This is a genomic window from Hymenobacter sp. BT491 (assembly GCF_014349165.1).
Classification (GTDB): domain Bacteria; phylum Bacteroidota; class Bacteroidia; order Cytophagales; family Hymenobacteraceae; genus Hymenobacter; species Hymenobacter jejuensis.
Genome location: NZ_JACSJJ010000002.1, coordinates 734,232 through 753,106 on the forward strand (window position 1 = coordinate 734,232; position 18,875 = coordinate 753,106).

Annotated in this window: 14 protein-coding genes; 4 read left to right on the forward strand and 10 right to left on the reverse strand. The window is 55.4% G+C overall.

Annotated elements, in window-relative coordinates:
* Nucleotides 1-29 precede the first annotated feature (29 nt).
* The 8 genes from H9I52_RS08860 to H9I52_RS08895 form a co-directional block, all read right to left on the reverse strand.
* Nucleotides 30-566: an LptE family protein gene (locus H9I52_RS08860; protein ID WP_230471185.1), complete on the reverse strand. Its 537-nt coding sequence runs from the start codon at nt 564-566 to the stop codon at nt 30-32.
* On the reverse strand, nt 547-1,863 hold the full coding sequence (locus tag H9I52_RS08865) for a sigma-54 interaction domain-containing protein (RefSeq protein WP_139517017.1): 1,317 nt from the start codon (nt 1,861-1,863) through the stop codon (nt 547-549). The genes H9I52_RS08860 and H9I52_RS08865 overlap by 20 nt, the downstream gene beginning before the upstream one ends.
* Nucleotides 1,864-1,930: 67 nt before the next feature.
* A complete protein-coding gene (gene miaB / locus H9I52_RS08870) occupies nt 1,931-3,376 on the reverse strand; it encodes a tRNA (N6-isopentenyl adenosine(37)-C2)-methylthiotransferase MiaB (RefSeq protein ID WP_187453984.1) in 1,446 nt (481 codons plus the stop codon).
* A gap of 202 nt (nt 3,377-3,578) precedes the next feature.
* Nucleotides 3,579-4,649, reverse strand: coding sequence for an anthranilate synthase component I family protein (locus tag H9I52_RS08875; protein WP_262385994.1), 1,071 nt, complete (start codon nt 4,647-4,649; stop codon nt 3,579-3,581).
* A 289-nt stretch (nt 4,650-4,938) separates the two neighbouring features.
* Nucleotides 4,939-6,423 (reverse strand): tetratricopeptide repeat protein, encoded by a 1,485-nt coding sequence (locus tag H9I52_RS08880; RefSeq protein ID WP_187453565.1) that lies wholly within the window; start codon nt 6,421-6,423, stop codon nt 4,939-4,941.
* 120 nt (nt 6,424-6,543) lie between these two features.
* Nucleotides 6,544-7,293 carry a zinc ribbon domain-containing protein gene (locus H9I52_RS08885; protein WP_139517020.1) on the reverse strand — a complete coding sequence of 250 codons (750 nt, stop codon included), beginning with the start codon at nt 7,291-7,293 and terminating at the stop codon, nt 6,544-6,546.
* Nucleotides 7,283-8,383, reverse strand: coding sequence for a Nif3-like dinuclear metal center hexameric protein (locus tag H9I52_RS08890; protein WP_187453566.1), 1,101 nt, complete (start codon nt 8,381-8,383; stop codon nt 7,283-7,285). The genes H9I52_RS08885 and H9I52_RS08890 overlap by 11 nt, the downstream gene beginning before the upstream one ends.
* Nucleotides 8,384-8,416: 33 nt before the next feature.
* On the reverse strand, nt 8,417-9,103 hold the full coding sequence (locus H9I52_RS08895) for a uracil-DNA glycosylase family protein (RefSeq protein WP_187453567.1): 687 nt from the start codon (nt 9,101-9,103) through the stop codon (nt 8,417-8,419).
* 137 nt (nt 9,104-9,240) lie between these two features.
* On the opposite strand from H9I52_RS08895, the gene lpxK reads away from it, so the two are divergent.
* The 3 genes from lpxK (at nt 9,241) to H9I52_RS08910 (ending at nt 12,923) form a co-directional block, all read left to right on the forward strand.
* Entirely contained in the window at nt 9,241-10,299 is a 1,059-nt protein-coding gene (gene lpxK, locus H9I52_RS08900; RefSeq protein WP_187453568.1) for a tetraacyldisaccharide 4'-kinase, read from the forward strand.
* A complete protein-coding gene (locus tag H9I52_RS08905) occupies nt 10,292-12,241 on the forward strand; it encodes a putative porin (protein ID WP_187453569.1) in 1,950 nt (649 codons plus the stop codon). Before lpxK ends, H9I52_RS08905 begins: the two co-directional genes overlap by 8 nt.
* Nucleotides 12,242-12,302: 61 nt before the next feature.
* Nucleotides 12,303-12,923 carry a tRNA-(ms[2]io[6]A)-hydroxylase gene (locus H9I52_RS08910; protein WP_187453570.1) on the forward strand — a complete coding sequence of 207 codons (621 nt, stop codon included), beginning with the start codon at nt 12,303-12,305 and terminating at the stop codon, nt 12,921-12,923.
* A gap of 109 nt (nt 12,924-13,032) precedes the next feature.
* Here the strand turns inward: H9I52_RS08910 and H9I52_RS08915 are convergent, their stop codons facing one another.
* Nucleotides 13,033-14,889 carry a glycoside hydrolase family 2 protein gene (locus H9I52_RS08915; RefSeq protein WP_187453571.1) on the reverse strand — a complete coding sequence of 619 codons (1,857 nt, stop codon included), beginning with the start codon at nt 14,887-14,889 and terminating at the stop codon, nt 13,033-13,035.
* Between the two features lie 290 nt (nt 14,890-15,179).
* Nucleotides 15,180-16,457 (reverse strand): asparagine synthetase B, encoded by a 1,278-nt coding sequence (locus H9I52_RS08920; protein ID WP_139517027.1) that lies wholly within the window; start codon nt 16,455-16,457, stop codon nt 15,180-15,182.
* A 222-nt stretch (nt 16,458-16,679) separates the two neighbouring features.
* On the opposite strand from H9I52_RS08920, the gene H9I52_RS08925 reads away from it, so the two are divergent.
* Nucleotides 16,680-17,918 (forward strand): ABC transporter permease, encoded by a 1,239-nt coding sequence (locus tag H9I52_RS08925; RefSeq protein WP_187453572.1) that lies wholly within the window; start codon nt 16,680-16,682, stop codon nt 17,916-17,918.
* The last annotated feature ends 957 nt before the right edge of the window (nt 17,919-18,875 follow it).

Below are 18,875 nucleotides of genomic sequence, written 5' to 3' on the forward strand. Positions count from 1 at the left end.
TATTCATTTAACCACGAGCTGTTTGGACGCTACCAGTTCGCCACGGACTTATTAAATACGTCGGTGATGATGTTATTGGTAATGCGCCGAATGGCGGTCGGATCGTTGTTGATGCGCGCTACGTCCTGCGTCGCCGGGAAGTCGTCGTAGCTTTGGAAAGTCTGCTCGAAATCCTGTTTGGGGTCCTTTGTGTTGGTAAAGCGCACCCGCACCTGCACCGTAAGGCGGTTCACGCCGGCCTGATCGACTCCGTTCTGCTTTTGAATAGCAGCCGGCGCGAAATCATACGCAATGATCTGACCTTCAAACTGTAAGTCGCCGTCGCGCGGCGTGATTTTGAGCGAGGTATTGCGCTGAAAATAATCCTTCAAATCCTCCGTAAAGCGTTGGGACAGAAAGGAGGGACCGTTGCTGGCGTTGTTTTGGAAAGTCTGAATGGAAATGTTCTTGACTGTAGGATCGATGTTGGTGCCGGTGAAAGAGTACACGCTGCACCCCGCCACTACGGGCCACACTAACAGCATCAATACCCAGGTAGCCCAGCGGCTATAGTTGCTCCAGATCATACTGCTTCAGTTTGCGATAAAGCGTGCGTTCCGAAATGCCCAAATCATGAGCTGCGTACTTTCGCTTGTTGTGGTGTTTCTTTAACGCCTTGATAATCATCTCTTTCTCTTTGGCTTCGAGCGAGAGCGTTTCCTCTTCGGTTTCGTGCGGAATGTCTTCTACCCGCTGGCTTTCGTCTTCGTAAGCTGCTTCTTCATCCACCGTGATCTCAGGCCGCGGATTGATAAAATACTCCGAGGCGCCTGCTTCAGCTGGCCGGCTGTGCCGGTTGCTGCCGTCGTAAGGAGGCAGGTTCGTAAATAAATGACTGTTTTGCCGCAACAGTTCCTGCGTTTCGGCTGGCCGCTGACCGGCTGCCAAATCGAGGACTAGCTTCTTCAGATCGGTCATGTCGCGCCGCATGTCGAAGAGCACTTTGTAGAGCAAATCCCGCTCGGAATAGGTGCCGCTAGGGCCGGCATCCGGCGAGCCGGCTGCGTGCAACAGCATGGGCAGCTGACTGTTATGGTCGGCGGGTAGATATTGCCGCAGGCGCTGGGCATCGACTTCGCGTTCCATTTCCAGTACCGACATTTGCTCGGCAACGTTCTTCAGCTGCCGGATATTGCCAGGGAAGCGAAAGCGCTGCAAGTCGGCGATGGCCTCCGTGGTGAGAGAAATCGGCTTGACGCGGTAACGCTCGGCAAAATCCGTAGCGAACTTTCTGAATAACAAGTAGATATCGTCGCCGCGTTCCCGTAATGGGGGCACCGTAATGGGTACAGTATTGAGCCGATAATATAGGTCTTCCCGAAAACGCCCTTCGCGCACCGCGTTCAGCAGGTTAACGTTGGTGGCCGCTACCACGCGTACGTCCGTTTTCTGCACTTTGCTCGAACCCACGCGGATGAACTCGCCGTTTTCGAGCACGCGCAGCAAGCGGGCCTGCGTGCCGAGTGGCATTTCGCCAATCTCATCGAGGAAAATGGTGCCGCCGTTGGTTACTTCAAAATAACCTTTGCGAGCTTCGTTGGCGCCGGTGAACGAGCCTTTCTCGTGGCCAAACAGCTCAGAATCAATAGTTCCCTCAGGAATAGCGCCGCAATTGATGGCGATAAACTGTCCGTGCTTACGCGGCGAAAGCGCGTGAATAATCTTGGAAAACGACTCCTTGCCCGATCCGCTTTCGCCGGTGATGAGTACCGTCATGTCGGTGGGAGCCACCTGGGCCGCCACCTGAATGGCGTAATTCAAAGCCGGGGCATTGCCAATAATGCCAAAGCGCTGTTTGATGGATTGTATTTCGCTGGGAGTCAAGGTCGTAAGTGGGTTTTCGTAATGGAGACGAAAAGCAGCAAGAAATACTTCACTTGCTTATGGGGTGTTAAGAAACGGCTACCGCTTCCCCAATCAAGGTGCTGGCCGTGCAGTCATGCACGAGGACGTGCACGTAGTCGCCTTTCTTAAAGTCTCCTTTTGGGAAAACGACAACTTGGTTCTGGCTATTTCGGCCACTCAGGTGTTCGGCACTGCGCTTAGAAACATTCTCGACCAGTACTTTGTGCACTTTGCCGATCGCTAATTGATTTCGCAGACGGCTGGATTTCTGCTGTAAATCAATCACTTCCTGCAAGCGGCGCTTCTTGATCTCCAAGGGAATATCGTCTTCCAGCTTACGCGCCGCCAGCGTGCCGGGGCGCTCCGAGTAGAAGAACATGTACGCCATGTCGTACTGTACATACTCCATCAGCGAGAGCGTATCCTGGTGTTCTTCCTCGGTTTCGGAGCAGAAACCCGAAATCATGTCGGTGCTGATGGCGCATTCAGTGCCCAGAATGCGACGGATCGCCTGCACGCGCTCCTCGTACCAAGCACGGTCATAGGTACGATTCATCAGCTTGAGAATCCGTGAGTTACCGCTCTGGGCGGGCAGGTGAATGTACTTGCAAATGTTCTCGTGACGTGCCATGGTGTACAGCACCTCGTCGGTGATATCCTTGGGGTGTGAGGTCGAAAACCGCACCCGCAGCTCAGGGCTTATCAACGCAACGCGCTCTAGCAGCTGAGCAAAATTGACATGCTCTTGCTCGTCCTCCGAAGCCCATTTGTAGGAATCGACGTTCTGACCCAGGAGAGTAACTTCCTTATAACCAGCAGCTACCAAGTCGCGGCATTCCTGTACGATGCTGTGGGCATCGCGGGAGCGCTCTCGGCCGCGGGTAAAGGGCACCACGCAAAAAGAGCACATGTTGTCGCAGCCGCGCATGATGCTCACGAAAGCCGAAACGCCATTGGAATTAAGGCGTACGGGCGTAATATCGGCGTACGTTTCCTCGCGGCTAAGTAGCACATTCACAGCCTTTTGACCGCCATCTACTTCCTTGATCAAGCGCGGCAAGTCGCGGTAGGCATCGGGACCTACAACTAAGTCTACAATTTTTTCCTCCTCCAGAAATTTGGTTTTCAAGCGCTCGGCCATGCAGCCCAGCACGCCTACCAGCAGACCAGGGTTGCGCTTTTTGTGCCCGTTAATCTGCGACAGACGCATGCGTACAGTCTGTTCCGCTTTTTCGCGGATGGAGCAGGTATTGAGGAGTACCAGATCGGCTACGGCCAAGTCTTCGGTCGTGTCGAAGCCTTCCTCAAAGAGAATGGAGGAGACGATTTCGGAGTCGGAAAAATTCATCTGACAGCCATAGCTCTCAATGTAGAGCTTGCGCTGCCGGCCCGTGCGGGTGGCGGGACTCACGCGTACTTCCCCGGAAGGCTGGTGCTCGGCGGGGGTGGCGGGAGTATCGAGAAAATCGAGAGAAAGCAGTTGCTGCGACATAGCCTCAAATACAAATAAGGAGGGCAAAGGTAGGCTTTTTGGCCCAAAAATGACAGAATGGCAGAGCTATATAGAAGTAAAAAACTCTGTCATTACCCAGTGAATTACCTCCTGACGTAGTGTATGAAGCTGTGTTGTAGGCGGGCTTCCACGTGACTAGCCACTACGGTCTTAAGCCGGGTTGTTTCTGATAGACAAGCAATTACTCCTGTACTACAGCGCCCAAGACTTCGAGCATGGCCCGCGCTTTCAACAAGCATTCGTCGTATTCCCGCTGGGGCTCAGAGTCGTAGGTGATGGCGCTGCCAACTTGAAAACTCAAGTAGCCTGTGCCTGCGTTGTATTGAAGTGAGCGAATCACGACGTTGAAATCGAAATCACCAGCGGGCCATATATAGCCCACGCAGCCGCTGTACAAACCCCGCCGCGTATGCTCGTAATGCTCAATGAGTTGCATAGCCCGCACCTTCGGCGCACCGGTCATGGAGCCCATTGGGAAAGCCGCCAGTAGCACATCCACTGCATCAAGATCGGGGCGGCGTAGGGCCGTCACGGTGGAGATCATTTGCCACACGTGGCGGAAAGGATACAACCCAAACAACTCCGGAACCTGCACGCTGCCCGTCTGGGCTACGCGGCTGAGGTCGTTGCGAACCAAATCCACAATCATCAGATTCTCAGCCCGTTCCTTCTCGTCGTTAAACAAGAGGCTTTTTAGCTCAATATCCTCTATAGGAGAAGTGCCGCGGCGGATAGTGCCCTTAATCGGCTGAGAGAGAAGCTGAAGGCCATTTTGCCGTAAAAAACGTTCGGGTGAGGCGCACAGCAGGTAGCGATCGTGCCATTTGTAAAAGCAGGCAAAAGGCGTAGGCGAAGCGCGATTGAGGCGCAGAAACGTGCTAACGGGGTCAAGCGACACTTGCTCGGCGTAGAACTCCTGACACAAGTTGAGTTCGTAAACTTCCCCGTCGAGAATCTCTTCGCGAACGGAGGCCACGGCTGCGAGGTAGTCAGGTTTGGACATGCGCGGATGCATGGCCGTTACCGAAACACTCTCCTCTACAGGCAGAATTTCGGTGGCAAGAATGTCCTCCAGCACCCCGTCAGGCCCGTTGATTTCCACGCCTTCAGGCCGCCAGTAAAGCCAGATCTCGGGTTCGAAAAAGTGCAGTTCGGGCCAGCACAAGCCGTCAAAGTGGGCGCTGTGAAGGGCTTCGATCTGGTTTTTTACATCGTAGGTTAGAAACCCGCAAACGGGAACCTGCCTAGGCAACTGCAGCCAGGTTCGCAGCTCGGCCAGAGTAGCAGGTGAGGGTGCCTCCGTTGTCCGAACGGCTAGCAATTGTGCAAAAGGCCCCTGCGGATAAGCAAGCCCATTGGGCTCGTAATATGCACAATACCTGAACCGCGCCGCCCAAAAAAGCGCCTTGGCTCGAAAGTCGTCGGGTGATATGAGCAAGGCAGAAAAGGGAACGACAAGCAAAATAGATACGCTAATATGTGAATGCGAAAATAATTATATAACTATTTGATTGATAGCTGATTATGGGTATATATATAAATCATTGCTTAATGCTTTCAAGAGCCAACTTTGCTTTGGTGTCGGTGCTATTTTTGTACTCGTGTTTTGGGTAAGTGAGTGCCTTCTGAAAGTACGTTTTAGCCAAACGGGTTTGCCCTTGCATTTGATAGAGATAGCCGAGTTGCAAAGCTGATTGGGGCGCGAAATAATAAGGTGCATCGCCCGCCAAAGCCACCGTGCGGGCATAAAAATAACGGGCCGAATCAAGCTGTTGCAGGCCGTGATAGGCGCGGGCCCGGCGGTAGGGCGCTTCCAAGCGATCGCGCAGGGAAGTGTGGGCCGTCGTCGCAAAACTTTCGAGGGTAGTAAGGGCTTCGCGGTAATACCCACCATCGATCTGGAGGCGAGCGCGGGTCAGGGTTCGGTTCAGAGGCTGCTGATCATCGAAAAAGCGTTGCGCATAAGTGTCCTCCTCCAGCACGGTGCGTCCTGCCGCGTCGATCTGGCGCCGGTAGCGCTCGGCGCTGGCTTGGTCGCCGCTCAACCAAGACGCCAGATACAGCTTAAACGCGGCATCTTTGCGATAATGCGTACCGCGATATTCCTGCAAAAAGAGCAGATTTTCGCGTTGCGAAGCTGCGTACTGCCCTTGGTAGAGCAGCAAATCAGCTACCATGTGATGCAGGTAAGCGATAGGCAAATAGCCCGCGCCGGAAGGGCGACTCCGATAGGCCGCCAAAGCCTGATCGGTGTGGTGCAAGCGCTTATTGATGCTAATAGCGAGATAGGCAAATAACAGATTGTCAGATTGTTGCTGTGTGAGCTGCTGAATAAATCGGCTGGATTCCTCGCCTTGCTTATAGTACGTTTCGTGGATAAGCGCCAGAATGATTTGGGCTTCGGTTTGAAAATCGTTGGGGCGTTGGGCCGCGACGCGCAGGTTCTGCAAGCCCACCTCAACGCTGCCGGCAAGGCCAAGCAGCTTCAAAAACCAGCGGTAGCCTTCGGGCAGTGAGCCAATAAAAAACTGCATCATTCCCAAGGTTTTACGGGCCGGCAGATAGTCGGGGTAGCGCTTCACGGTGGCCTGCATCTGCTGATACGCTTGCCGCAGGCTCCAGGCGCCCTGCACCTCATGCTCGAAGGCTACCTGCGCTGCTGCTTGGTGCAGCCGAATCTCAGCTCGGGCATACGCACGCAAGGGGCCTGGCTCTGGCGATTCGGCCAGCGTGGCCAAGCGTTCATCCTGGGCCTGCACCACGGCTGCGTACCGGTTGGCGTCCTGCGAAATCATTAGCTCGGTGAAGTCGATGCAATCGGCCACCAAAAGCGTACCCGCGCTCCGTGGCTGTTCGGTGCGCAACAGCGCCCGCGCTGGCTCTGGCCTAAGCTTTAGCAGCTCGTCATAGGCGCGCTGTTGATTTTTGGTAAGGTGCTGTGTGACAAGAGTTTGATCGAGGTAACCCTCTAGCTGAGGCGCGCAGAAACAGTCGCTGAAGTTCGCAGAGAGCAGGAACAGGAGCACAAGTGCACTCCTGCGTACCCTACTGCCAACCTCAGCGAAAAATTTTGTCACCTAAAAACAGCCTAATAAAAAAGGAACGACGCGACGCCGTTCCTTTTTCAACCTAACTAAAATAATAATCTAGCTGACTTTGATATCAACGTCGGCCAACACGCGGCCGCAGTGCTCGCACACGATGATTTTCTTGTGCGAAATGATGTCGGCTTGACGCTGTGGGGGTACGGTGTTGAAGCAACCGCCGCAGGCATCGCGCTTTACCGTTACGACGGCCAAGCCGTTGCGTACGTTGCCGCGGATGCGGGTGTAAGCCATAAGCAGGCGCTCTTCGATAGGCTGGACGGCCTTATCGCGCTCCTGCATCAGCGTTTTTTCTTCGCTTTCGCTTTCGCCCACGATGGTATCAAGCTCGGCTTTTTTGTTGTCGAGGTCTTTTTTACGCTCGTCGAGGCGCTGTTTCGTGCCGGCGATGTCGTTGTTTTTTAGCTCGATCTGGTACTGGGCTTCCTTGATTTTCTTTTCCGAAATCTGGATTTCCAAGCGCTGCAATTCGATTTCCTTAGCGATGGCTTCGTATTCGCGGTTGTTGCGCACGTTCTGCTGCTGATCCTCGTACTTTTTGATGAGGCCGTCGGCGTCTTTGGCGTTTTGCTTGCGCTGCTTGATCTGCTCGTTCAGAGCGGCAATTTCTTCGTCGAATTTGCTTACCCGTACCTCGTAGCCGGCAATTTCGTCCTCTAAGTCACGCACTTCTTCGGGCAAGTCGCCGCGTACGCGCCGGATTTCGTCGAGCTGCGAGTCGATGCGCTGCAGGTTCAGAAGGGCTTCCAGCTTACTGGCAACAGGAGTTTCCGCGGACGGGTTAGAAATCATAACGGACAGGGTTGGTGAGGGTCTCAGCAATTAAGACCGCAAAATTACTGCTAAACGATGAGGTAAGCAAATCGCGGAAAACCTCTCCCGTAAATTGTTCGCTCTCAAAATGGCCCACGTCGCAGAGCATCAGGTGGCCTTCGGCGCCAAAATACTCGTGGTACTTTAGGTCGCCGGTCACGTAGGCCTCGGCGCCGGCGTTGCGGGCCTTGCCGATAAGAAAGCTGCCAGCACCGCCGCAAAGCGCTACCTTTTTTATAGGTGATTGATAATCAGTATGTTTTACAACTGGCACGCCAAGCGCTTGGCGCAGCAATTGGCGAAATTCTGCCGGGCTCAAGGCCTCGGGTAGTTCGCCAATCATGCCCGAGCCCACATCCTGATCTTCGTTTTCTAGCCGAATCAGGTCGTAAGCTACTTCTTCATAAGGATGAGTTTGGCGCATAGCGTGCAGCACCTGTCGCTGACGGTGCAGCGGCAGCAGCACTTCCACGCGCAGCTCATTGGTCGTTTCGGGCTGGCCGCGTTGGCCTTCGTAGGGGTTGGAATCGGGGCCGGGCGTGAAGGTGCCCGTACCCGGAAACCGGAAGCTGCACTCGGCGTATTGGCCGATCTGGCCTGCGCCCGCGTCGTAGAGGGCGCGCAACAGCTTTTCGGCATGGCCGGCGGGGGTATAGACTGCCAGCTTAGCCAGCATGCCGCTTTTGGGGTCGAGAATGCGTAGCTTCTGCAAGCCAAGCTTTTCGGCAAGCTTGCGGTTGACGCCGCGCACCACGTTGTCGAGGTTGGTGTGAGCTGCATAAATGGCCACATCGTTTTTGATGGCCTTCATTAAGGTTTTCTCTACTTCATTGGCCCCGGTGAGGCGCTTTAAAGGCTTGAACACGACTGGGTGATGCGCTACCACCACGTTGCAGCCGCGCCGGATGGCTTCGTCTATCACGGCCGGCGTACAATCGAGCGCGATCAGCACGCCTTGGACAACCGCCTGAGGGTCACCGCATTGCAGGCCGGCGTTGTCATACGATTCCTGATAGGCGAGAGGGGCGGCGGCTTCCAGCACGCGGGTGAGGTCGAGAACGGTAGGCATGTGCTTGAAAATCAAATGATTACAAAAAGTTCTTTAAGCGCTGAGTTGTAAACTGTTCTGGAGCACTTCCTGATAGCGAGCGATGTGCTCAGGCAACTCTCGCCGCCGGTATTGCATGATGTAGCGCGGGTGATCGAGGACGTGAATGTGGTCGAACAACTGCAGTTCTTGGTTGAAACGCTGCAAATACTGCCCATTGCGCCGCCCCAAACATACGGCCACTTCGCGTACCAACCCTAGCTCCGAAACCTGCCGTTGCAGCGATATCCGGATATCCGAATCGAGGGCGCTTGTGAGAGCCGGGGAGTCGTAGTAATTGTAGTTGCGGCCATGGCGCAGCAAAACCAGCGGGTACAGCGAGCCTATGTAAAACCTCTGATAAAACGCTACTGGCCCGCCCATCGCTTCCATCATCAGGTGCACAAACTGGCTCGAAGGCTCGCGCTGCTGCGGCAAGCTGTTGGCAATGCCGCAGGCCGTAAGGGCAACCGGATCGGTGAAGGCCACGCCCGTACGGCCGTTGCCCAAACGGCCCGGATTGATGCCCAGCAAAGCCACGCGTGGCTGATTGTCAGCGTAATACCGTTGGGCAAATTGCGTCAGCAAGGCGTGCGGAACTGCCTGGCGGTACGGGCTGACAGCTTCTACTTGGTCGGGTAGAGCAGTGGGCAACGGAAAGTTCGTCAGAAAATGCAGCAGGCGATCGGCGAAAGTCGGCATGGGCGGAGAGGGATTCAACTCCCTGGTGCTTACGCAGAAGCGGGCCACAACGCTGTAGCGAAGCCAAGCAGTAAGGCGTTGTCGTAACTGCAACGCCCGGAAATTCCGCGTATTTTTGCTTCCCTTCCTACCATCGCATGCCCCATCCGCTCGCCTTTCTGCTGTTGCCTTTTGCGTGGCTGTATGCCGGAGTGCTGGCCGTGCGCAATTGGCTCTACGACGCCGGTGTGAAGCCCGTCGCTGCCTTTGCCGTGCCGGTGATCAGCATTGGTAATCTGCGAGTTGGGGGCACGGGCAAGACGCCGCATGTGGCGTGGCTCGTTGCCCAATTGCTGGCCCGCGGCGAAAGACCGGCCATCGTGAGCCGGGGGTACGGGCGCCGGACGCGGGGCTTTCAGCTCGCCGACGCAACGGCCACAGCTGCTTCCATCGGCGATGAGCCGCTCCAGCATTTTCAGGATTTTCGGGGTGCCGTGCCGGTGGCAGTCGCTGAGAATCGGGGAGAGGGTATTGGGCAAATAATTGATAATCAATTAAATATAACGGCAATTGTCTTGGACGATGCCTACCAGCATCGGCGGGTACGACCAGCGCTAAACATCCTCCTGACTGAACAGCAACGGCCTTTCTATCAGGACTTTGTGTTGCCTGCTGGGCGACTGCGCGAAAGCCGTAGGGGCGCGCGGCGGGCCAATGTGATTGTGGTGACGAAGTGCGAGCCGTCGTTAGGCGAAACCCGACGGCAGGAAATTACCCGTGCCATTCGGCGCTACGCCCGCCCGCATACGCCGGTACTATTTTCAACCTACGTATACGGCGAGCCGGTGTCCGTAAACAAGGCTGCCGCGCCGCCTACTGGCCCCGAAATCGTGCTGCTCACGGGCATCGCGCAGCCTGGCCCGTTGCGGGAGCATCTGCTCGGAGCCGGTTACACGATCGTGTACCACGCGGCCTTTCCTGACCACCATGCTTTTTCGGCTGCGGAGATTACAGACGTGGCCAGACAATTACAACCCGGCCAGAGCGTTTTTACCACGCAAAAAGACGCTACTCGCCTTCTTGACCCTACCTTGCAAGCCGTGGTGACGCCGTTGCCCGTTTTTTATATTCCGATTGAAGTACAGTTTCTGGCCGATGGGGCCGCCCGTTTGCAGGAACTGCTCACGCCATTATTTCAGCCCCAAGCTGTTGTCTGACCTGCTTCTGACTTCGCCCTTCTTGTCTCTTTTTCGTCGTGCAGCCGCTTCGGGCGGCGTTGCAGTGCTGTGGCTCTCGTTGCTGCTGGTTTTTTTGCTGCCGCCTCAACAGGCTAAAGCACAGATAGTTGACGACACAACCAAAACCATCTACGGCCCCAAAACTACCTTCATCATCCGCGAAGCCGACGTGCTGCGCGAAAAAACCGAGGGCCGCATGGTCGATACTACGCTCACCGACATGCAGCAAGCGCGGTTTTGGGCGCACGACAGTACTTATCAGCAGGATCTGGGCGAATTAGGAACCGCGTCGCGGCAGCTGCTGTGGGCACCTAACACGCAGCTGGGCGCCCGGCTGGGCCGCAACGTATTCGACCGCTACGTGCGCAACTCGGCTACCATTCCGTATTATGATACCCGCTCGCCGTACGCGTTTCTGCGGTACGTGCAGGGCACCCCCGAATCAGTTTTTGAGCTCTCGTTTAGCCGTAGCATCAAAAAAACGGCGAGCGTAGGTTTCGCCTACGAACGGTTTTCTGCCAACAAGCTCTACACTGCCAACCCCCGCGAAGGCCTCACGGATCACTCCAATGTGCTGCTATTTATGCGCTATCAGACGGAGGATGAGCGCTATCACGTATTGGCCAACCTGAATACGTCCCGCCACAAATCCGTGGAGCAGGGTGGAATCCGGCCGCTGGCGACCGACACGCTGGGCCGGGGCGACCTGTTTGGCAACGAGGACCGACGAACGGTGTGGCTAACCAAGGCTGCCAACAACGAAGACCGCGACCAAGTGCACGTTGCCCAAACCTATCGCCTGTTGGGCAAGGGGCTTACCGCGTTCCATGTGTTGGACCTAAGCCGCCAGCTCAACAAATACACCGATACGCAACTGCCGACCAGCAACGGCGAGGTGCTGTATTACCCCGAAGCACGGCGCAGCATTACAGCCACCGACGACCGCGTGCAATACCGGCAGATCGAAAACACCGTGGGCGTGCTGGGGCGCACCGAAACGGTCGAGTACCGCATCTACGGGCGGCATCGGAAAGGCAGCCTGGACACCCAAAGCCTGATCGGAAACCCTGGTGTGCTCACGAGGGTGACGCAGCCGGATTCTGCCATTCAGAAAGTGCCGGGGCAACTGTTTGTGGGGGGTACGGCCGCTTTTCGCTACAAGATTTTCGCTATTGAAACGGCAGGCGAATACCGGTTTTTCAAAGAATACTGGGTGAGAGCCGCCGCTAAGCTCGGGCCTTTGACCGGCGAAATATTCAGTAGTTCGTACTCGCCGACGCTGACCCAGCAGCAGTTCATCGGCAATCACTATCTCTGGAATAACAACTTCAGTCAAACGCAGGTAAACCAGCTCACTGTGCGCGTGGATCAAACGCTGGGTCACCAGCGGTTGCAGGCTTCCGGAGCCGTAGTCAACCTCACCAACTTGGTTTATTACGATGCTTCCGCCCGGCCCGCGCAACTGAGCGATGCCAAACAGTTGATTATCGTATCGGCCCGCCACCGCGCGCAGTTCGGCAGCTTTTTCTCCGACAACGAGGCCACGTACACATTGGGCGGCGACGGCGCGGGCTTGCACATTCCGGCGCTGGTGGCCAACGGCAAAGTGTATTACCAAGGCGACGTGTTCAAGAAGGCCTTGTTCGGGCAGGTCGGTGCGGAAGTGTATTACCAATCGCGCTTCCGAGCCTATGGTTACAGCCCCAGCACGCAGCAATTTTACGTGCAGGACAACTTCACCATCCGCAACTATCCCGTGGTTGATGTGTTCCTGAATGCGGATATCAAAACGGTCGCTATTTTCCTGAAAATGGCTTACGTTAACCAAGGGTTGTACCGCAACGGGTACTTTGCTTCGCCTTACTACACCAGCCTGCCCCGGCGCTTTCAATTGGGTCTGCGGTGGCAGTTTTTTAACTGATTAGCTCGGTTAATACCTTGGTTGATAAAGCGTTATCGCAAGACCTTTTACGTTTAACTTTATGGCTGAATTCACGCCTTCCGAGCCAAAAGAAAAGACCATTCTTAAGCTCAAACTCAACACCGACCCACGCTGGGTGGACATTGCCAGCAAGAACATCGAGGACATCCTAGTCGATCACGCGTACTGCGAGCAGAAAGCGGCCAGCACAGGTATCTCCCTGATTGTTAAGTACCCCGAGAAAGCTAGGCTGGTAGACGAACTAACCGATTTAGTCGCCGAGGAATGGGCTCATTTCGAGCGGGTGTTGCAGGAGCTGCGCAAGCGTGGTTTTGCCCTCGGCCGGCAGCGTCGCGATGAGTATGTAGTGCAGCTCATGACGCACGTCCGGAAGGGTGGCGCCCGCGAACGCCAGCTCATGGATCAGCTGCTGGTAAGTGCTCTGATAGAAGCCCGTAGCTGCGAGCGGTTCAAGCTCCTCTGGAAGCACATTCCTGACCCCGACCTCAGCAAATTTTACTACGAACTCATGGTTTCCGAAGCCGGCCACTTCGTCGCGTACGTTGATTTAGCCAAGGAATATTGCGACCCGAAAGAGGTTGAGGCTCGGTTGCAGGAACTGCTAAAAATTGAGGGGGAAATTGTAACGAACTTGCCCGTACGCGACGACCGAATGCACTAGAATCGCTTCGCAATAGTGTTTATCACACAAACCTCACGCACGCCAGAACCAAAAAAAGCCCTGACATGCGTTCGATCAGCCGCATTCATTCAAAAACGCTCGATTAGCTTCATCCGATCTTGGGGACGGGCGCTTCGAGTTCCTTTTCCTTGTGCGAGGCAAGCAACCCTTCCGGTACCCATAGTTCGCCGGTCTGCGCGTTCATCAGGCCGTTGCGTTCGTCCTCAATATTAGTCGCTTGCGTGTAAACATCCCCGGCGATGGGGCGCCGCCGCAACTCTTGCTTGAAGCTGCGAATGCGTTCGGTACGCGCTTCCGAATCCAGCGGCCCGCCGTAGTCGGGGAAGCCGAAGCCGCCCCATTCGCTTACCACCAGGGGCACTTGCTTGCGGTAGAAAAATGGGTCGCCCACCACCAGCGGGAACGCGGCGGTGCCTTCCATCTCGCCAGCCACCAACCGATCCAGGAGTTCCCGCCACCTGTCTAAGTCGGGGGTGTAGAGATGGGCCGTCAGCAGGTCGGATTTCAGGCGTCCTTCGTAAGAAATGTGGTGCCAGCCGTCGTTGTCGATTACCAAAAATTGCGGATACCGAATCTGCATATAGTGGTAAGTATCAACGATATACTTGCGGGTTTCGGGATTGGTAGCAATGTCTTGGGCGCCCCAGTCTTCGTTGTAGAGGCTCCAGCATACCACCGAAGGGTGCGTTTCGATCAGGTCGACCATGCGCAGCAACTCGGCCCGGTGGTTTTCGCGGCTGCGCGGAGTTGAACTGTGCGGACTCGGCACTTCCACCCACAGCAGCAGGCCTAGCTCATCGGCGAGATTGTATATGCGCGGGTCGATGCCGGCAATGTGGACGCGTACGAGGTTGCAGCCCAGCTTTTTCATGGCGTACATATGCCGGCGCATCTCCTCGTAAGTGGCCGTGCCGGGCTGGTACAGAATGCCGTCGAGGTAGGTCGGCTTGTTGTTGAGGTACACGTAGCGCCCCCGCGATTCAATTTTGCGCAGTCCAAAGTTGGCTTCGATCTGAGCTGCGTAGCCTTCGGAGTCAATTAATTGAGCAACAAGACGATACAGATTGGGCGCGTCCGGCGACCACAGCCGGGCTCCCGGCAATTCTATCACCACGCGCTGGTAGGTCTGGCCGGCCTCTAGGCGCATCGGAAAGTCGGAAGCTACCAGGGGTTCTTTACTAAGAGGCTCGCGATCAAACACTTGCAACCGGATGGTGTAAGCCCCCGGATCGTGAATGCGCATGGTAAGGTTGAAGCGCACGAGCTGGTCTTCCACCACGCTTACCACGCCCACGCGCGAACGCAAGCGGTTGCGCTCTACCATCTCTAGCCACACGCTGCGCGTAGCGCCGGTATAAGTTTGGTACCAGATGCCGCCGCGTTTGTACACGTGCGACTCCTGTTTGCCGCGCGGCGTTTCTGCATCCATTGTGTCGGCAATGCGGACCGTGAGGCGGTTGCCTAAATGCAGGTACTCTTCGGGTAGCTCATAGGAGAAAGAAGTATACTCTCCGTAATGCACTTCTTCGCCCTCTATCGTACTGAGCAGATGTCCATTAAGCCAGACACGGGTTTCGTAGCCACAAGCCCCGAACGTGATCTGAAGCATCGAGCAGGCCTGGGGCTCGTCGCGTTCGGGTAGGTTGAACTCGCGCTCGTACCAGACCACCACTTGGTCTTGCCAGCGGGGACTGCCTTTGGCTTCGGCCATGTGGTCTTCCACGGAGCCCGGCCACTGCGCAATGTGCTCATAGTCATGGCCTAAGTACCAGCCTTCGCGTAGCCCGCTGTCGTCGGTGTCGATGGCAAAACGCCACTCTCCATCCAGCAAAATGTGGTTGTTGAGGCGGAGAACCGCCCGGGGCAGCGGATTGACTTCTTCCTCAACGAGGTTTTCTTCCTCTTTGCTGACCGATAAGCCGTAATTGGAATGATCGAGATCCATGCAAGGTGCTTTAAGACAAGGAGTTGCAATAAGTGTTGGAAGCAGCAACTACGTACCGACGGTTGCGTACCTACTTACGCCCAAATTAGCCGTCTGTTGTACAAACCACCTGCTAAGGGTAGTGTTTTTGGGCGAATCGGAGCGCGAAACCAGCATAGCTCGGCAGCTCGTTAGTAACGATGGCAGGCTCCGGAATGATGCGCCGGAGCATAAAAAAAGCCGCCAGCAACAACTGCTGACGGCTTATAACGAAGTGTTAATGTATTTAGCGGCTAAGTGCGCCGAATCGGCTAGGTTTTTTGCTTCTTCTTTTTAGCAGCCGGAAATAGTATGTTGTTGAGTATCAAGCGATAACCAGGCGAGTTGGGGTGCAGCGACAAATCCGTTGGTTCTTCTTCCACCAAGTGCTGGTAGTCTTCCGGATCGTGGCCGCCGTAGAACGTCCAGGTGCCTTTGCCTAGGGTGCCGTGCATGTAGCGCACCTCGCCGGATGCTTTGTTGTCGCCCATAATTACCACATCGGGCTTGATCAGGCTCTTGCGGAAGGCAGTGGTCTGCCCCATAAAGCCTTTGATCGTCTTCTCGTGGTTCTGGGTCAGCATAGTAGGCACCGGATCGTACTTAGCCGAGAACGTAAAGAGCTGGAAATAATCGTTTTCCTCGTACACGCCGCGCTCGTAGGGCTGCATGTCGATGTTGGAATACTCGTACTGATAGGGGTCGCGCACGAGCAAAAAATCCTTAAACGCCAGCGTACGGTTGAAATTCAGCTTCTGCTGCGCCTGCGGGTCGGAGGGGTCGCCGTCGTACATGCTCTCGACCATGTCCACGCCTAAGCCGGCCAAAGCTATGTCATAACTATCTGTTGCTGAGCACATTGCAAACATAAAGCCGCCGCCTGCGATGAACTCCTGCATCTTCACAGTCACGGCACCTTTCATCTGCGACACCTTCGTAAAGCCGTTGCGCTTGGCGGCGGCTTCGGCATCGCGCTGCTGCTGCTGGTACCAAGGGCGGTTGCGGTAGGAGGCGTAAAACTTGCCGTATTCGCCCGTAAAATCCTCGTGGTGCAAGTGCAGCCAGTCGTACTTAGGCAGGTCGCCGCGCAGCACTTCGTCGTCGTAGATTTGGGTGTACGGGATCTCGGCATACGTCAGCACCATCGTCACGGCGTCGTCCCAGGGCTGCTTGCCTTTGGGCGTGTAAACCGCAATTTTGGGCACTTTCTCCAACTTCATCACGTCCATGTTGGCATTTGGGTCCGCGATTTCCGCCAGAATGGCGCCGTACTGCGCTTCCGATATTACCTGGTACGTGACGCCGCGCACGGCCAACTCATTTTCGGCCCCCGACACCACCTCAAAGGCGAAAGAACCGCCCCGGTAATTCAACAGCCAGTCGACTTCGACCTGTTTGCCCAACAGCCAGTAAGCAATGCCGTAGGCTTTGAGGCTTTCTTTTTGCGTCTCATCCATCGGAATGAGAACGTGGTTGGCGAAAGCTGCTGCGGGCGCACCGAAGCAGGCGGCGAGCAGCAAAAGGAAAAGCAGAAGTCGCTTCGGGGCCATCAGGTTCTGCAATTGAAAGTGAATAAATCGGAGCCGGCAGAGACAAAGTGAGTAGGCACTTCCTGCTCTTGCGAAGCTGCGTAAGCGGGCTAAACAAATGTAGCGAAACAGCACGGGAGTTTTCGGGAAACCGGCTACCTTGCGTCATTAGTCGCTGTTGCTAACGAGGTGATTTGCCCGGCCCAGCGTCTTGCCAACGGTAGAGCGCTGCCACCCCCCGCCATGCACTTGCTAGAAAACATTAAGGAGGCTTTCCGTTCCATCAAAAGCAACCTACTGCGTACCGTGCTCACGGGCCTGATCATCGCCCTCGGCATCACGGCGCTGGTGGGCATCCTGACGGCCATTGACGCGATGAAGTACACGCTCAACGAGACATTTGCCAGCCTCGGCGCTAACTCCTTCGAAATGAAGGCCAAAGGGTATACCAACCAGTTCCGAAGAGGCGGGGTACGGGGGAAAGTGTATCCGGCAATCACGTATTTGCAGGCCAAACAATACAAGCGGCAGCTCGGCGACGAGGCCGAAGTAGGCCTGTCAGCCTTTATTTCGGGGGCCGTGGAGGTAAAGGCCAACGAGAAGAAAACCAACCCAAATATGAGCGTAGTGGCCGGCGACGAGAACTACCTGCGTATCCAGAACTACAACCTGTCGTCGGGGCGCGCGTTTTCGCCGGCAGAACTGGACAACGGCGCCAACGTAGCCATTGTCGGGAGCGAGATTAAGGACAAGCTGTTTCCCGGCCTCGACCCCGTTGATAAATACATCTACTTATTGGGTCGGCGTTTTCAAGTGGTAGGACTGCTTGAAAAAAGCGGTAGCACCATGGGCGGCGGCGGGGCCGATCGGCTGATTCTGATTCCGTTGGAAACCGGCAACCAGATGCCTCGGCAGCGGGCCCTCACCTTTGATATCAAGACGGCCGTCAGCAAGCCGGAAAACATGGCTTTTGTGATGGGCCAGGCAACGGGCATCATGCGCGCCGTGCGCCACGATGTGCTGGGCCAGGAAGACTCCTTCGAAGTGGAAAGCAGCGACTCGCTCTCTTCGAAGCTCGATTCGCTGTCGGGGAATTTCAAGCTCGGTGGCGGCTTGATTGCGTTCATCACGCTGCTCGGGGCCAGCATCGCCCTGATGAACATCATGCTGGTATCGGTAACGGAGCGCACCCGTGAGATCGGAATTCGGAAGGCACTGGGCGCAACGTCGGTGCAAATCCGGCAGCAGTTTCTGATCGAAGCCATCGTGATCTGCGTGTTAGGCGGCCTGCTCGGCATAATGCTAGGGGTAGGCATTGGCAACAGCGTATCGCTGTTTGTGGGCAGCAGTAGCTTTTATGTGCCGTGGCTCTGGATGTCGCTGGGCTTAATCATCTGCGTGTCCGTGGGCTTGGCGTCGGGGTATTATCCAGCCAGCAAAGCCGCCCAACTCGACCCAATCGAATCGCTGCGCTACGAGTAACGCTTGAGTTGAGTAAAGGGGAGGCGTCTAAAGACGCGTGCATACGCCTCGTCATTTATGCTGCTGTAGGAGCATATTTCTGTTGTTCGCACACACGCCGCCAGTATTGCATCTCTACCACGTACTGGCATCCAAGAGTGTCGATGAACGTTTGGAACAATGGGTTCGTCCGGGCGCGCCCCAGCATCGTGCGCCATTACAACCCTTTTAGTCTGTCATCCCGAGCTGTGCGAAGGATCTTCTCCCGCTTGAAAATAGGGGCGTCGGTCGGTCATACAACGGGACAAGGTCCTTCGCACAGCTCAGGATGGCAGATGGGCGCAACGGCGCGGCAGGTTAAGAATTGCATCACTTTAGCGCCGCGTTCTACAACCACTCCAACGGAACAGAGTCAGAGCCTTTGCCGTCAGCACTCCGGTGTTTGCCTTCCGAAGAACCGGACTAAAAGCTACTCTAAGTTAAGCAGCACCGTGTCCTGCCAGACATCCTCGTAGCCTGGCGCAATCAAAAATCGCCAGCCGGGAGGCAAGCCCAGATACCTTAATACCAGTGGGCTCCACTCCGGAATGTGCGCAATGTGCAGAGGAGCAAAAAAGTCTTCCCGAGTTGAAACCTCCTCGCCCGCCCAAATATACCAGCCGGATATTTCTCCCTCCAGTTGCATTCGAAGACCATGAATAGGCATATTTCCCTGCCTGACACTTTCATGCCAACTTTTAGCCAAACTGGAGTAGGGAAGTACTCCGCCTCGAATTTGATGCAGACTTGCAGTTGCTCGCTCTCAGAATTCATTTTCTTGTTTTCCCTGTTCGATTTACAAGATCGTTTTATCCCAACGAGGAAATTTAAGCAGGCCCTTTGCCTATGAATGATTTAGCATAGGAATTTCATTACCCTAAAAATCATGATAATAGTATACATTTGCATATAAAACATTTGAAATTAAACATTAGGTAA

Coding starts and splice junctions, on each gene's coding strand:
- H9I52_RS08860 (WP_230471185.1), bottom strand. CDS start 566: ATGATCTGGAGCAACTATAGCCGCTGGGCTACCTGGGTATTGATGCTG.
- miaB (WP_187453984.1), bottom strand. CDS start 3,376: ATGTCGCAGCAACTGCTTTCTCTCGATTTTCTCGATACTCCCGCCACC.
- H9I52_RS08885 (WP_139517020.1), bottom strand. CDS start 7,293: ATGATTTCTAACCCGTCCGCGGAAACTCCTGTTGCCAGTAAGCTGGAA.
- H9I52_RS08890 (WP_187453566.1), bottom strand. CDS start 8,383: ATGCCTACCGTTCTCGACCTCACCCGCGTGCTGGAAGCCGCCGCCCCT.
- H9I52_RS08895 (WP_187453567.1), bottom strand. CDS start 9,103: ATGCCGACTTTCGCCGATCGCCTGCTGCATTTTCTGACGAACTTTCCG.
- lpxK (WP_187453568.1), top strand. CDS start 9,241: ATGCCCCATCCGCTCGCCTTTCTGCTGTTGCCTTTTGCGTGGCTGTAT.
- H9I52_RS08910 (WP_187453570.1), top strand. CDS start 12,303: ATGGCTGAATTCACGCCTTCCGAGCCAAAAGAAAAGACCATTCTTAAG.
- H9I52_RS08915 (WP_187453571.1), bottom strand. CDS start 14,889: ATGGATCTCGATCATTCCAATTACGGCTTATCGGTCAGCAAAGAGGAA.
- H9I52_RS08920 (WP_139517027.1), bottom strand. CDS start 16,457: ATGGCCCCGAAGCGACTTCTGCTTTTCCTTTTGCTGCTCGCCGCCTGC.
- H9I52_RS08925 (WP_187453572.1), top strand. CDS start 16,680: ATGCACTTGCTAGAAAACATTAAGGAGGCTTTCCGTTCCATCAAAAGC.